This window comes from Planococcus plakortidis (genome assembly GCF_001687605.2).
Classification (GTDB): Bacteria; Bacillota; Bacilli; order Bacillales_A; family Planococcaceae; genus Planococcus; species Planococcus plakortidis.
In genome coordinates this window covers 2508665-2523166 of the sequence record NZ_CP016539.2, presented here as the reverse complement: position 1 = coordinate 2523166, position 14502 = coordinate 2508665, and the positions used below count along the sequence as shown (strand labels likewise).

The following is a 14502-nucleotide window of genomic DNA, read 5'->3' as shown; positions in this document are numbered from 1 at the left end:
TCCTTCTATTATACGCATTTGTGGCAATACAGTAAACGAAGAAGGAAAAAGAAGCGCAAATGCCTCGGCTGACCCGTACTTATTTCTATCCGTTTTGACCAATTTATGGTATGATTCATGTAAGCAGAATATTCTGAAATATAAGGAGGGGAGTCAGATGTTGCATGTCAAATTGATGAAGCCGTTTTATACAAAGAGAGAAGGGCACCGCATCAAGTTTGTGTTCGCCTATCAATATTTTTCGATCCTGAAAGACGATGAAGTATTCCATTTCATCCCTGTCGAAGGCAAGGAAATCATCGTCAACTTGAATACCTTCCAAGTCGAAAACCTTTCCGAAGTCTTTGTATTCCAGAAAGGGAACCGCTTTATCCGTTTGCCGCTCTACCAATTGCTGCTGGTCTCGGATATCCATACACACCTTCAAAGCATACTGAAGGAAGAAAGGGCGGAATTGATCGAAGTGAACGAACAAACAAAGAAAGAAGCGACCGAAGCAATCCAGTTCCTGGAGCAGGAAAACTTCAACCGCATGATCGACCAGGCATTAGCCGCGGGGGATAAGGAACTGTTTGAGAAACTGCTGTCCCAGCAAAAACAATTACTCGATGGAGGTCTATGATGAAGCATACAACAGCCTATGGATAAGGAACGCCTGCCCGTGAATTGGAGAGCAGGCGTTTTTATATGGAAAGAAACATGCGAAAAGCCCTTTTCCATCTATCGGAAAAGGGTTTTTACGTATGTTCGGAAACCATATGGTGCTCCTTTCTACATGAGCATGAAGTAATTGAGTGCCAACATCACGATAGCAGAACCCGTCACGCCCAGCGCAAGATCTCCCCATTGCATCTCCAGTACTTTGTCAAAATTATTCATGATGATCCGCTCCTTCTCTGATTATCGGGAAACCCTGTTTGCCAGTTATAGTGTTCGGTTGAACTATTTATAACTTAATTAAAGTGTATAAGGAATTGGAAGAAAATGCATGAGACTAAATTACCAAATATTCTAAAAATTAAAATAAATAGAGAGATTCTGAGCGTAGAACCGATTGTTGCTGTACCCATGGACGGGATCAGCAGATTGAATCGAATCACGATTTGTCAGCGTGCCACCGGATTGCAACGTCTGTTCACTGAAATGCATAGATCGTTTATGGATGACAGGCGAAAAAGTACGGGAGTACCGTCATCTCCGCTTCGGTTTCCATCACAGAATGCATAAGAAAGAAACATTTAGAATAAAAAATTATATTGAAATATTCTTACAATATTGCTACATTAGTACATATCAAGTTACAAAAATATTCCGAATAAGACAAACAAAGGGGAATTATGCAGCATGAAATTTTACTTGTCGATGGACATGGAAGGCGTGACGGCACTTCCGGATTATACATATGTGGATTCTAAAGAAGCGAATTATGAAAGGGGGCGCCGCCTCATGACAGGCGACGCCAATGCCATCATCCACGGGGCGTTCGATGCGGGTGCAGAAGCGTTCCTTATCAATGACTCCCATTCCAAAATGAACAATTTGATCGCTGAGGACCTTCACGAAGAAGCGGAACTCATCACGGGAGGCGTCAAAGCGTTTTCGATGGTCGAAGGTTTGGACGATAGCTTTACAGGTGCCTTTTTTGCGGGCTATCATGCGCGCGCCGGCCAAAAAGGCGTCATGTCCCATGCCATGATTTTCGGTGTCCGGTCGATGTGGATCGACGATGTCGAAATCGGGGAGCTCGGCTTCAATGCGTATGTCGCCGGATACCACGGCGTGCCGGTGTTGATGGTGGCGGGAGATGACTGCGCATGCCGGGAAGCGGAAGCGCTCATTCCCGGCGTCACGACTGTCGCGGTCAAAGAGACCTTGACACGTTCCGCGGTCAAGACGCTGCATCCGAAAAAAGCACAGCGGCTGCTGCGTGAGAAAACGCAGGAAGCGATCCAACACAAAGATCGCGTCAAGCCGCTCATGCCGCCGGAACAACCGACGCTTCGCATGGAATTCACCAATTACGGCGAAGCGGAGCTCGCGGCGATGATGCCCGGCACACGCATTGAAGAAGGCACGACGATCGTCCGCTACGAAGCACAAAACATACTGGAAGCTTATCGCGCCATGCTGGTCATGACAGAACTGGCGATGCAAGCGAAGTTCTGTTAGGGGGAAGAAACAATGGGCAAATACATATTCAAACGATTTTTGATGATGCTCGTGACGATCTTCATCATCGCGACACTGACGTTTTTCCTCATGCACGCCGTTCCAGGTTCGCCGCTTGAAAGCGACCGCAATACAAACGAGACGGTGCAGGCGAACCTGGAGCGCTTCTACAAGCTCGACCAGCCATTACATATCCAATACTTGAGTTATATGCAATCGATCGTCACCTTCGATTTCGGGCCGTCGATCAAAGACCCGAACCGTACGGTCAATGAACTATTGGCGAGAGGCTTCCCGATATCCTTCGAACTCGGGATCATCACCATTCTCGTTGCGGTCGTCTCGGGAATCATTCTCGGGACGATGGCTGCGCTGCGGCATAATAAAATGATCGATTACGCAGCCATGGCCTTTGCGGTCGTCGGCATCTCGATCCCGAACTTCGTGCTCGCAACAGTGCTCATCCAGCAGCTCGCGGTCAACTGGAATCTGTTTCCGCCGGCGACCTGGACCAGCCCGATGCACATGGTGCTTCCGGTGCTTGCGCTCGCGACCGGGCCGATGGCGATCATCGCCCGCCTGACGCGCTCGAGCATGCTCGAAGTGCTGACGCAGGATTACATCAAGATGGCTCGCGCCAAAGGCATCAAGCCGATGCGGATCGTCTTGCGGCATGCGCTGCGCAATGCCTTGATGCCGGTCGTGACAATCATGGGGACATTGCTCGCCGGGATCTTGACGGGAACTTTCGTCATCGAGAAAATCTTTGCGATCCCGGGGATGGGCAAATACTTTGTCGATTCGATCAATAACCGCGATTACCCGGTCATCATGGGGACCACGGTATTCTATAGTGCGTTCCTGATTTTCATGCTGTTTCTGGTTGACATCGTCTACGGCATATTGGATCCGCGCATCAAGCTCCACAAGAAAGAAGGTGATGTGTGATGACTCAAGTCCGTGATGAATGGTTCCGCCCATCTGACAACAGTGCGGATGAAAAAGAAGCCGTCGTCCGCCCGTCGCTTTCCTATTGGAAAGACGCTTGGCGCAGGCTGAAGCAAAATAAATTGGCGATGCTCGGGCTGATTTTCCTGGCTTTGCTCGCAGTGATGGCGATATTCGGCCCGATTTTCTCGCCGCATTCCGTCACCACGCAAGACTTGCCGAACCAAAACCAGCCGCCAAGTGCGACGCATTGGTTCGGGACCGATGAAGCAGGGCGCGACGTCTTTACACGGACGTGGTACGGCGCGCGCATTTCCTTATTCGTCGGCTTGATGGCCGCATTGATCGATTTTGTCATCGGCATCGTCTACGGCGGCATCGCCGGATACAAAGGCGGCAAAACCGACGGCATCATGATGCGCATCATCGAAATCCTTTACGGCTTGCCGTATTTGCTTGTGGTTATCTTGCTGCTCGTCGTGATGGGGCCGTCTTTATGGACGATCATCCTGGCGCTCACCATTACCGGGTGGGTCGGCATGGCACGGATTGTCAGGGACAGGTGCTGCAAGTGAAAAACTACGAGTTCGTCACCGCTTCGAAATCGTTCGGGGCGAAGACGCCGCGCATCATCCGCAAGAACTTGATCCCGAACTCGATGGGGCCGATCATCGTGCAAATGACCTTGACCGTACCGAGCGCCATTTTTGCTGAAGCGTTCCTGAGCTTCCTTGGCCTCGGGATCCAGGCACCGTTTGCAAGTTGGGGCGTCATGGCGAACGATGCATTGCCGGTCATCATTACCGGTGACTGGTGGCGCTTGTTCTTCCCGGCCTTATTTATTTCATTGACGATGTTCGCATTTAATGTACTTGGAGACGGGCTGCAGGACGCGCTCGATCCGAAGATGAGGAAGTGAAGACATGACAGGAAAGCAGATAGCTGAAGAGTTGGCGCGGACCCGCCTGGAGGAGGGTGCGGAAATGGACGCGCTCGACCATAGCGGCAAACGCGGCAAAATCGTAAAGCCGAAAAAACGCAAAACCGTCACGGGGGAGAAAATCCTTTCCGTACAGGACCTGCACGTAACCTTCAAGACTTATGGAGGGACCGTACAGGCCGTGCGCGGTGTTAATTTCGACCTGTATAAAGGCGAGACATTGGCAATCGTCGGGGAGTCGGGCTGCGGGAAATCGGTGACTTCGAACGCCATCATGGGCTTGATACAGCAGCCGCCCGGCAAGATCAGCTCCAAAGGCGTCCATTTCAAGTCACAGGACCTCACGAAATTATCGAAGAAAGAAATGCGCAAAATCCAAGGTGTCGATATTTCGATGATTTTCCAGGACCCGATGACTGCACTCAACCCGACCTTGACCATCGGCGAGCAATTGACAGAAGGCGTCAAGCAGCACAAGAACTTGAGCAAGGCGGAAGCGAAACAGCGCGCCATCGACATGCTCAAGCTGGTCGGCATCCCGAATCCGGATGAGCGGCTCAAGCAATACCCTCACCAATTTTCTGGGGGCATGCGCCAGCGCATCGTCATCGCGATCGCCTTGATCTGCGAGCCGGAATTATTGATTGCCGATGAACCGACGACGGCGCTTGATGTGACCATCCAAGCGCAAATCCTGGAATTATTCGAAGAAATCCAGGCAAAAACCGGTGTCTCGATCATCCTGATCACGCATGACCTCGGGGTGGTCGCAAAAATCGCCGATCGCATCGCGGTCATGTACGCCGGCAAAGTGATCGAAACCGGCGATAAGCGCGAGATTTTCTACCATCCGCAGCACCCGTACACAAAAGGCTTGTTGAATTCCGTGCCGCGTCTCGACCTTGCTGGCGGGGAACTCCAGCCGATCGATGGCACGCCGCCCGATCTGTTCGCGCCGCCGACTGGCTGCCCGTTTGCCGCGCGTTGCCCGTTTTCGATGGATGTCTGCACGAATGTCTATCCGGAAGTGACGGCTTTATCCGAGACCCATAAAGTGGATTGCTGGCTGCAGGATCCACGGGCCCAAAAACTGATCGATGAACAGGCTTTTGCAAGATAATTTTGGCTGGGGGCGCATTTGCGCATTCACATAAAGAAAACACGAGGGGGAAATCACATGAAGAAATGGCTTGTATTGTTTCTGATGGCGATGTTCGTGTTCGTTCTCGCAGCTTGTACAGCAAGCGAAGACGCGGGAGAAGACACAAGCACCGATTCAGGAGAAGAAGGATCCGCTGATTCCGGCGGGGAGAAAGTATTGTATATGAACAATGGGGAAGAACCGACTTCATTCGACCCATCGATCGGCTTTAACGCTGTATCATGGGGCGCTTTGAATAACTTGATGGAAGGTTTGACTCGCCTGGATGAATCATCCCAGCCGGTCGAAGCGACTGCTGAATCGATCGACATCTCTGAAGACGGGTTGACGTACACATTCAACATCCGTGAAGATGCTAACTGGTCTAACGGCGAACCGGTCACAGCCGGCGATTTCGTCTATGCATGGAAACATATGCTGGACCCGGAAACAGCTTCTCCGGCAGCGTTCCTCGCTTATTTCATTGAAGGCGCGGAAGCGTATAACAATGGAGAAGGCGCTGCAGAAGATATTGCGATTTCTGCAGAAGGCGACAAGACCTTCGTCGTGAAATTGACAGAACCGACAGAAGCGTTCTTGAACATCATCACCAACCCAAGCTTCTTCCCGATCCACGAAGCGACAGCAACAGAAAACCCGGACTGGCATACAGAAGCGGACAGCTTTGTCGGAAACGGGCCGTTCAACTTGGCTTCTTGGAGCCACGACGAGGAATTCGTTTTCGAGAAGAACGAAGAGTATTGGGATGCTGAAAACGTGAAATTGGATAAAGTCCACTGGGCTATGGTCAATGACCCGAACACGGAATACCAAATGTATGAAGCGGGCGAACTGGATGTATCCAGCGTGCCGGCAGAAATGTCCGAGCAATTGCAGGACTCTCCTGAACTTAGCATGATGGACCAGGCAGGCACGTATTTCTACCGCTACAATGTTGAAGAAGAACCATTCACGAACAAAAAAGTCCGCCAAGCATTCGCTTATGCGGTGAACCAGGATGACATCGTCCAATACGTGACGAAAAACGGTGAAAAACCGGCTTACGGTTTTGTCTCTTATGGATTTGAAGGCCCGAATGGCCAGGAATTCCGCGACGAAGCGGGCGAATTGGTGAAATTCGACGCGGACAAAGCGAAGCAATTGCTTGAAGAGGGAATGGAAGAAGAAGGCTGGGATGAATTGCCGCCAGTGACGATTTCCTACTCGACTAGCGAATCCCACCAGAACATCGCAGAAACATTGCAAGACCAGTTCAAGACCGCTTTGGATGTAGACGTTGAACTTCAAAACGTCGAAGCGAGCGTCTTCTTGACAGAGCAAAAGGAATTCAAATACCAATTGTCGCGCAGCTCATTCCTGCATGACTATGCGGACCCGGTCAACGCACTTGAAAGCTTCATCACCGATTCTTCCATGAACCGCACACAATGGTCCAACGAAGAATTCGATAAGCTCATCGCGGACGCAAAAGCAGAAACAGACTCTGCAGCACGTTGGGACATGCTCATCGAAGCAGAAAAAATCCTAATGGACGAAATGCCGATCTTCCCGATCCATTTCTATAACCAAGTCCAGCTGCAAAAAGAAGGCGTCGAAGGCATCCTCCGCCACCCGGTAGGATACATCGACCTGAAAACAGCGGATAAACAATAAAAGCTGAAGCGGCCGTTCTGGCTCGACAGGCATAAGACGACTTCCCGAAGCGGCGCTTTTTGCCGCACAGGGAAGATGGCTTATGACCCGAGAGACAGGCCGCTGAAGCTGGATATAAATAAAAGCGACTGCCCCCGTTCAGCTCTGACAGGCGTAAGACAGACCAGCAATGCGGCGCTCTTTGCCGCAATGCTGGGTTGGCTTACGACCCGAAGAGTTGGGGGCGAGGAGCTGGATATGAATAAAAGCTGAAGCGGCCGTTCTGGCTCGACAGGCATAAGACGAGTTCCCGAAGCGGCGCTTTTTGCCGCACAGGGAAGATGGCTTATGACCCGAGGAGTTGGGCGTGAGAGCTGGATATGACTAAAAGCGGTCACGCCCGTTCAACGGACTTGATCACTTGAAAAAACAGAAGCGCGGCCAGGCGCCGCGCTTTTCTGTTTTTCACTGAGGAAAACTGGTAGTTTTAATGAGTGAAGAACAGAAAACTAGAGGAGTGAGCAATATGCGCACAATGCCAAAACGATTGCAAAAAGGGGACACGGTAGGCATCATCTCGCCATCTAGCCCGCCGAACTTAGAGAATTTGAAAAAAGCTTTGCCGTTCTTGGAAGAACTGGGCTTGAACATAAAAATGGGGAAATCGGTCGAAGCGAAAAACGGTTATCTCGCAGGTACGGATGACGAACGCTTAGCGGATCTGCATGCCATGTTCGAAGACCCGGAAGTGAAGGGCATCATCTGCGCTGGAGGGGGATACGGGGCTGCGCGCTATGCAGACCGGATCGACTACGGCATGATCAAGGAAAATCCGAAAGTCTTCTGGGGATATTCAGACGTGACATTCCTGCATAATGCACTCGGCATGTATGCGGACCTAGTGACGTTCCATGGGCCGATGCTGGCGTCTGATGTCGGCAAACCCGAATTCCATGAACGCAGCGGCCGCATGTTCGGCCAATTGTTCCAGCCGTTTGAATTGCATTACGATGAGTCTGTTTCGGAATTGGAAACCTTATCAGGCGGGATGGCGGACGGAGAATTGGTCGGCGGTAATCTATCGTTGATCCGCGGCGGCATCGGCACCAAATTCGAACTCGATACGAAAGGCAAGATCCTGCTGATTGAAGATACCGGAGAAGAACCATATCAGGTCGATGAAATGCTCAACCAATTGAAGCAAGCCCGCAAATTCGAGGAAGTGGCCGGCATCGTCGTCGGCGATTTCAAAAACGCTGAACCGAAAAAGCCGGAGCAATCATGGACGCTTGACCAAGTGCTGGATGATTATTTCAAGGACATGGGCATCCCGGTCGTCAAAGGCTTTAAGATCGGCCATTGCGAACCGCATTTCTCTGTACCGCTCGGCGTCAAAGCGCGTCTTGATGCTGACGCGAAAACCTTGACCATCCTGCCGGGGGTCGAGTGAGATGCCCATTCTATCGTCTATCGAGACATTCCGGGTTGCCGTTCCTTTAAAAAAGCCATTCAAGACGGCACTCCGGACCGTGGAAGCGGCTGAAGCGATCATTGTCCATCTGGCGACACAAGACGGCCGCTCCGGTTTCGGGGAAGCGCCGCCGACCCATGTCATCACGGGCGATACACTGGATGGAATCGAACGCGCCGCCCAGCTGATTGGCGCCGGGTTGATCGGCATGGACATCCGGCGGCATGAACAGCTGTTTGACAAGCTCCATAAGACCATCGTCGGCAACACCAGTGCCAAAGCGGCAGTCGATATGGCACTCTATGATTTAATCGCACAACAAGCGGGCATGCCCTTGACTCAATATCTTGGCGGCTACCGGGAATCGATCGAGACCGATTACACGGTTTCGGTCAATGCCCCGGAAGAAATGGCCCAGGATGCTGCGGATTACGAACAGGATGGCTTTACGGTATTGAAAGTGAAAGTCGGCATCGATACGCCTGAACAGGATTTGAGGCGGATCCAGGCAATCCGGGACCGTGTCGGCAATCGAGTGACGTTGCGCCTGGACGCCAACCAAGGCTGGGATCCGAAATCGGCGGTGCGCACCATCCGGAAGATGGAAGACGCCGGATACGGTATCGAGTTGATCGAACAGCCGGTTCCGGCGAATGACATCGAAGGAATGAGATTCGTCACGGAACAGACGATGACTCCGATCATGGCGGACGAGAGCGTTTTCTCCCCAGTTGATGCGAAGCGTGTGCTGGAAATGCGCGCGGCGGATTTAATCAATATCAAATTGATGAAAGCGGGCGGCATCCACAAGGCATTGAAAATCAATGCCCTTGCTGAAACCTTCGGCGTACCGTGCATGACCGGCAGCATGATCGAAACGAAACTCGGCCTGTCTGCCGCTGCCCATTTTGCAGCGAGCCAGCCGAATGTGACGCGCTTTGATTTTGATGCGCCACTCATGCTGAAAGAAGACATCCTGCCAGGAGGCATCCAGTACTGCGGCAAAACCGTCCGTTTTTCAGAAGAACCGGGGCTTGGCATCGATGCAGAGAGATTCCTGGAGACTTTACGTGAATGGAGAGGATAATATGGCACAGCCAGAACCGACGACATGGGTCTGCCGCGTTCCGGTGACGAGCGTCTGGACCCATCCTGATAAAGTGCGGGAAGTGGACGCTCAAGGCGTGGCGGATCAGCCCGATATCAATAAATGGCGTGAAGCGATGAACCGGCAGGAAACGAAGGACCTCACCGAAAGCAACCGGCTTCAAACGCAACTGCTATACGGCGAACCTGTCTTAATAGAAGAAACCGACGGCACTTGGGCGAAAATCATCGCGCCTTGGCAGCCGACCCATAAAGACGAACGCGGCTATCCGGGCTGGGTGCCTTTAGCGCATCTGAAAGAAATCAGTTCCGTTACAGATCGAAGCTACGCGCGCGTCACTGCCGACAAAGCGCAATTATGGACGCGAGACCACCGGCCGGTCGCCCAGCTGCCTTTCAACAGCTTGCTGCCGGTCATAGATGCAGGCGAAACCCATATCCATGTCCATACCCCGGATGGCGATGCTTATCTCAAAGCACATCACGTCCAGCTCGTCCCAGCGCCTGACCAGATCCCATCCGGAAGCGCGCAGGCCATTGTGGGTGAAGCGGAGCGCTTTTTGGGATTGCAGTATTTCTGGGGCGGCATGTCGAGCTTCGGCTATGACTGTTCCGGATTCTCCCATCACATGCTGAAAGCGAACGGCCTATACATATCACGGGATGCAGGGGACCAGTCCAAAGAAGGCGCAGAAATCGACCGGCTCGATTCCGATGTCTGGAAAGCAGGCGACCTGTTGTTCTTCGCCTATGAAGAAGGAAAAGGCGAACTTCACCATGTCGGCATTTACTGCGGCAATGGCCTGATGATCCATTCGCCGACATCGGGCAAAGCCATTGAAATCATCCGCCTCGAAGGCACGGTCTACGACAAGGAATTATGTGCAGTCCGCAGATTCACACAGGAGGAAACAACATGACGAACGAAACTTTATTGTCTGTACAGGAACTCAAGCGCCATTTCGATCTCGGCAAAGACACGACTCTAAAAGCGGTCGATGGCATTTCATTTGATATCAAACGCGGCGAAACCTTTGGGCTCGTCGGGGAATCTGGCTGCGGCAAATCGACAGCGGGACGGACGATTATGGGCTTATACGGCTCGACCGACGGCAAAGTCGAATACGACGGCGTCGATATCCACAAAATGTCAGACAAGGACCGCTTCGATTACCTGCGCAATATGCAAATGATTTTCCAGGATCCATACGCGTCGCTTAATCCGCGTTCGACCGTCTTCGAAATCATTGCCGAACCGATGCAAGTCCATGGGCTGTATAAAAATAAAAAGGAATTGCAGGCCCGCGTCCATCAATTGCTGGAAGATGTCGGGTTGAACCGCGACCATGCGAACCGCTATCCGCATGAATTCTCCGGCGGGCAAAGGCAGCGCATCGGCATCGCGCGCGCCTTGTCGCTCGACCCGGATTTCATCATTGCGGATGAACCGATCTCGGCACTCGATGTATCGGTCCAAGCGCAAGTCGTCATGCTCCTGCAGAAACTGCAGAAGGAAAAGGGCTTGACGTATTTGTTCATCGCCCATGACCTAAGCATGGTCAAATACATATCAGACCGCATCGGCGTCATGTACCTCGGGCATATGGTGGAATTGACGACGGCCGACCAGTTGTATGAGAAGCCGCTTCATCCTTATACGGAAGCGCTGCTGTCTGCGATTCCGATCCCGGACCCGGATATCGAAGAAGCCCGCGAGCGCGTCATTTTGGAAGGCGAATTGCCAAGCCCGATCGATCCGCCGAGCGGCTGTGTGTTCCGGACGCGCTGCCCGCATGCGATGAGCATCTGCGCGGAGAAAAAGCCGGCGTGGCAGGAAAAAGAGCCCGGCCATTACGTCGCCTGTCATTTGTATGAGTAAGTGAAACAGGTGAAATTACCATAAATTTATGCTATAATAAAAAGATAATGTTTTCATTATAGAGAGGCGTGGATAACTATGGCATTTCAACCCCATGAAAAAGAAGTATCTGAATTTGTAGCGGCCCGCAAAATCGGCGAATGGATTTCATTCACCCGCAATGGCGTCGACGTTAACGGAACCATCTTCAAAATTATGGACAACTCGGTGATCGTCGAGATTTCACCAGAAGACGCCAAGGAAATCGGCGCTGCTTCCAACATGACCGTAATTTCACATAAGAAATACAAAGTTGTCGCAGATCAATAAATGAAACCTCCGCAGCCGCGGAGGTTTTTTATTGTATGAAATTAAGTGAAGATAGCGAGTGTTTGGGTGTGGAAATCTTTCTATTTTCCATCTAAGCTTTGCCTTGGCAGCCGCCGCCCTGCTTGGGTTGGCCTCTTGCCATAAGCCAGGAAGAGCACCTGTCTTACGGCGTCGGCTCACCCTTGGCGCTCGGCAGCTTGGAGATTTCGTTGGCAAGATGCTTTAGATAGAACTGCTTCTTTATCCAGTTGCCGGCTAGTGGGGGAATCGCTTCCCGGAACACGACGTCTGGTGCTGTACTATTTGATTCGAAAAGCTTGTGGTGAATTAGCACACATAATTGTATTGTCTTTGTTCCAAAAGATACAGGCTATAGTACATGACGCAATTTCACATATAATAATGAGTGGAAAGAAGAAGTTTTCTTCTGCTCTAAAACTAGAGACGGAGCGGAAATGGCTGACTCCTGTGGGACCGAGCGGGCTGGCGAGACAAACGTACCGCGTTTTTTGCGGGACGTTGGCTCAACACCCGCCCCCCGGAAAGCAGCCATTGGAGCGCAGTCGAAAAGCGGAAGCTTTTCCAATCACTTCTTTTTCATTACTTCACCCTTTACTATTTTGAAATTCACCACAATCCTGTGCCATTCGTCTCAAAGCCACCAAATATTGAAAATTGTGGCAGAGAATTCGTTTCAAAGCGTATGGTTTTTTGGTAAAGTAAAACTAAGCAGAACGCCATTTGCCTGAAAGGACTTAGACGCATGATATCTGATTTTAAATTTTGGCATTTCTTCCTGAACCAAGGCCAACTCATACATAATTTACGCAACACCGAAATGAGGCAGATCAATAAGCGGCTGGCCGTGATTCTTGTACTCGGCCTGATCGTGTTCGCCTTGCCTGAAATATGGGGCATGAACACTGGGTCGCTGACGCCGCTGCTTGCGGCAGGCATGTTCGACGGATACACACTCGCACGCTGGACTTCGCTTGCCGGCACATTGCTATGGGGGGGCTTGTATTTGAGCTTCCATCTGTACATAGCGGCTTATCTCTACAGCCGCATCATCGGCATCCCGTGGAAGGCGATGATCGTCATGCAGGCCTACGTTACGGCATTGTTGGTGCTGGAAAAGGGCTTGATTTTCGGCATATTCGCCTGGAATGGCTACACGATGGCCTTCTCGCCGTTTTCATTCGGGCCGATCGCCGCGACGTTTCTCGACAACAGCTACCTGATATATTTCTTTAATCAATTGACCTTATTCACATCCTTGATCATCGCGATCCAATACCGCTTCATCAAGAACTTTTCGCGTGTGTCGCCGAAGGTCATCCTGCTGTCGCTGATCATGATTCATATCATCTCGGCATTGATCGTCGCGTTGTTCAGCCAGATTCCGGTCGATGAAATGCTGCGTGACTTTATGCAAGGGGGGCCGATCCTATGAACCGCTTTTTCTTTATCGGCTTATCTATCGCCATCGTCGCCTTTTTGACCTCGAACTTCCTCTTGCTGTTCGGTGAGAAGAGCATCATTTCAAAAGAATTATATGTCAGTGAGTATGAACAGGCGTATACCCATACATATACCGAAACATTGCCGAAAGAAGCATTGACGGCACCGCAGGACACGATGGAAATCTATGTCCAGGACCACGAAGCGCTTGAGCAATGGCTCGTCAAAGAAGGCGACGCCGTGACAGCGGGCGCCGAATTGGCCCGCTTGAACGAAAGCGAATCGGAAGACCAGCGCGCCATTTGGCAATCGGAACAAAGCGCGCTTCAAGCAGAACGCAGTGAAGTCCAGTCCACGTTGCAGGAATTGACGCAGGCGCGTGCATCGCAAGACAGCAGCGTATCCGAAAACTCCAATAACAGCTCCAGCTATCCGGGAATTGGCGGAGACATGGAGCAGGAATTGCGCATGGATGTCAACGTCTCGGTCGGCGTGGAAGTGCCTGAAGACGGCGCATATGCTTCGGGCATCGCGCAAGCCCAGCAGCGCCTGGCAGCCATCGATTCTGAACTGGCGGTCGTGGAAGCGCAGCTCGCGCAAAGCCAGGAAAATCCGGCGCTCATCAGCCCGGTCGATGGGACGGTCGCAAGCATCAACCGTGACAGCGCGCCGCTCAGCATCGAGATTTACAATAATGAACGGGAATTCGTCACGTATTTGCTGGAAGATGAATGGCATGAAGTCGAACAGGCCGACCGCGTATTCATCCAGGCGCCAGGCATTGAAGGCGCGATTCCGGGAACGGTCCGCAGCGTTTCCGAAATCCCGGCGGAAGAGTCGAAATGGTTCGAAGCTTACCGCGACCTCGGCCGCATCGAACAAAACAACCCGATTGCCTTCTACGAAGTGCGCATTGCGCCAGATGCGTCCTTGCAGGACACGATGCCGTATGGAAGCAATGTTAATACCGAAATTACTTTGAATGAAGCACAAGACGCGGTCGCCTTGCGCGATGGCTGGATTTACGATGACGACGAGACGGCGGGCACTGCCTATACATTGAATATTGATGGCCGCCCGAGTGCCGTTCCGGTCGAGATCGCCTTTGCCCAGCATGGCCGCATCGTGCTCGCGAGCGGCATGGAAGCAGGGGACATCGCAATCAACGAAGAGCAGCTTCACGATTATCCGGGAAGGCCGAAGCTCTTCATGCCGTTCCCGGGCCGCACGCCGGACTTTAATTACGCGAAGAATACAGAATGGCGCGCTTATGTCGAATATCTATTGGCACGCTAAGCAAAACCTCCGGGAAGTTCCGGAGGTTTTTTTGATGGCAATGAAAGACGGAAAGCTCACGTGTCGGCTGTGTAAATAGGCACAGCAACAGCGCCGCTGAAACTGGCGCTTAATTTACGGCCGCCATT

The 14502-nt window shown here is 51.7% G+C and carries 12 protein-coding genes and 1 pseudogene; all 13 read left to right on the top strand.

Translation table 11 applies throughout. The features are described from left to right. Nucleotides 1-157: 157 nt before the first annotated feature. Nucleotides 158-622: a hypothetical protein gene (locus BBI15_RS12655; protein ID WP_058382979.1), complete on the top strand. Its 465-nt coding sequence runs from the start codon at nt 158-160 to the stop codon at nt 620-622. Between the two features lie 722 nt (nt 623-1344). After that, nucleotides 1345-2169, top strand: coding sequence for a M55 family metallopeptidase (locus BBI15_RS12650; RefSeq protein WP_068870019.1), 825 nt, complete (start codon nt 1345-1347; stop codon nt 2167-2169). 12 nt (nt 2170-2181) lie between these two features. Then, nucleotides 2182-3117, top strand: coding sequence for an ABC transporter permease (locus BBI15_RS12645; protein ID WP_058382981.1), 936 nt, complete (start codon nt 2182-2184; stop codon nt 3115-3117). Next, nucleotides 3117-4036 (top strand): annotated as a pseudogene (locus tag BBI15_RS12640) (ABC transporter permease). The gene BBI15_RS12645 and the pseudogene BBI15_RS12640 overlap by 1 nt, the downstream one beginning before the upstream one ends. 4 nt (nt 4037-4040) lie before the next feature. Continuing rightward, a complete protein-coding gene (locus BBI15_RS12635; protein WP_084632891.1) occupies nt 4041-5177 on the top strand; it encodes an ABC transporter ATP-binding protein in 1137 nt (378 codons plus the stop codon). 57 nt (nt 5178-5234) lie between these two features. Then, nucleotides 5235-6872 carry a peptide ABC transporter substrate-binding protein gene (locus BBI15_RS12630; RefSeq protein WP_068870017.1) on the top strand — a complete coding sequence of 546 codons (1638 nt, stop codon included), beginning with the start codon at nt 5235-5237 and terminating at the stop codon, nt 6870-6872. A 505-nt stretch (nt 6873-7377) separates the two neighbouring features. Continuing rightward, the gene (locus BBI15_RS12625) at nt 7378-8301 is read left to right on the top strand and encodes a S66 peptidase family protein (protein WP_068870016.1); all 924 of its coding nucleotides are present in this window, start codon (nt 7378-7380) and stop codon (nt 8299-8301) included. 1 nt (nt 8302) lies between these two features. Next, nucleotides 8303-9409: a mandelate racemase/muconate lactonizing enzyme family protein gene (locus BBI15_RS12620; protein WP_068870014.1), complete on the top strand. Its 1107-nt coding sequence runs from the start codon at nt 8303-8305 to the stop codon at nt 9407-9409. Between the two features lies 1 nt (nt 9410). Next, nucleotides 9411-10349 (top strand): C40 family peptidase, encoded by a 939-nt coding sequence (locus tag BBI15_RS12615; protein WP_068870012.1) that lies wholly within the window; start codon nt 9411-9413, stop codon nt 10347-10349. Next, nucleotides 10346-11308 carry an ABC transporter ATP-binding protein gene (locus tag BBI15_RS12610; RefSeq protein WP_068870010.1) on the top strand — a complete coding sequence of 321 codons (963 nt, stop codon included), beginning with the start codon at nt 10346-10348 and terminating at the stop codon, nt 11306-11308. The genes BBI15_RS12615 and BBI15_RS12610 overlap by 4 nt, the downstream gene beginning before the upstream one ends. A gap of 78 nt (nt 11309-11386) precedes the next feature. After that, on the top strand, nt 11387-11617 hold the full coding sequence (locus BBI15_RS12605; RefSeq protein WP_068870008.1) for a DUF2187 family protein: 231 nt from the start codon (nt 11387-11389) through the stop codon (nt 11615-11617). Nucleotides 11618-12380: 763 nt separating this feature from the next. After that, nucleotides 12381-13070, top strand: a complete 690-nt coding sequence (locus BBI15_RS12600; protein WP_068870006.1) for a hypothetical protein — start codon at nt 12381-12383, stop codon at nt 13068-13070. Beyond that, nucleotides 13067-14374 (top strand): efflux RND transporter periplasmic adaptor subunit, encoded by a 1308-nt coding sequence (locus BBI15_RS12595; protein WP_068870004.1) that lies wholly within the window; start codon nt 13067-13069, stop codon nt 14372-14374. Before BBI15_RS12600 ends, BBI15_RS12595 begins: the two co-directional genes overlap by 4 nt. Nucleotides 14375-14502: the final 128 nt, after the last annotated feature.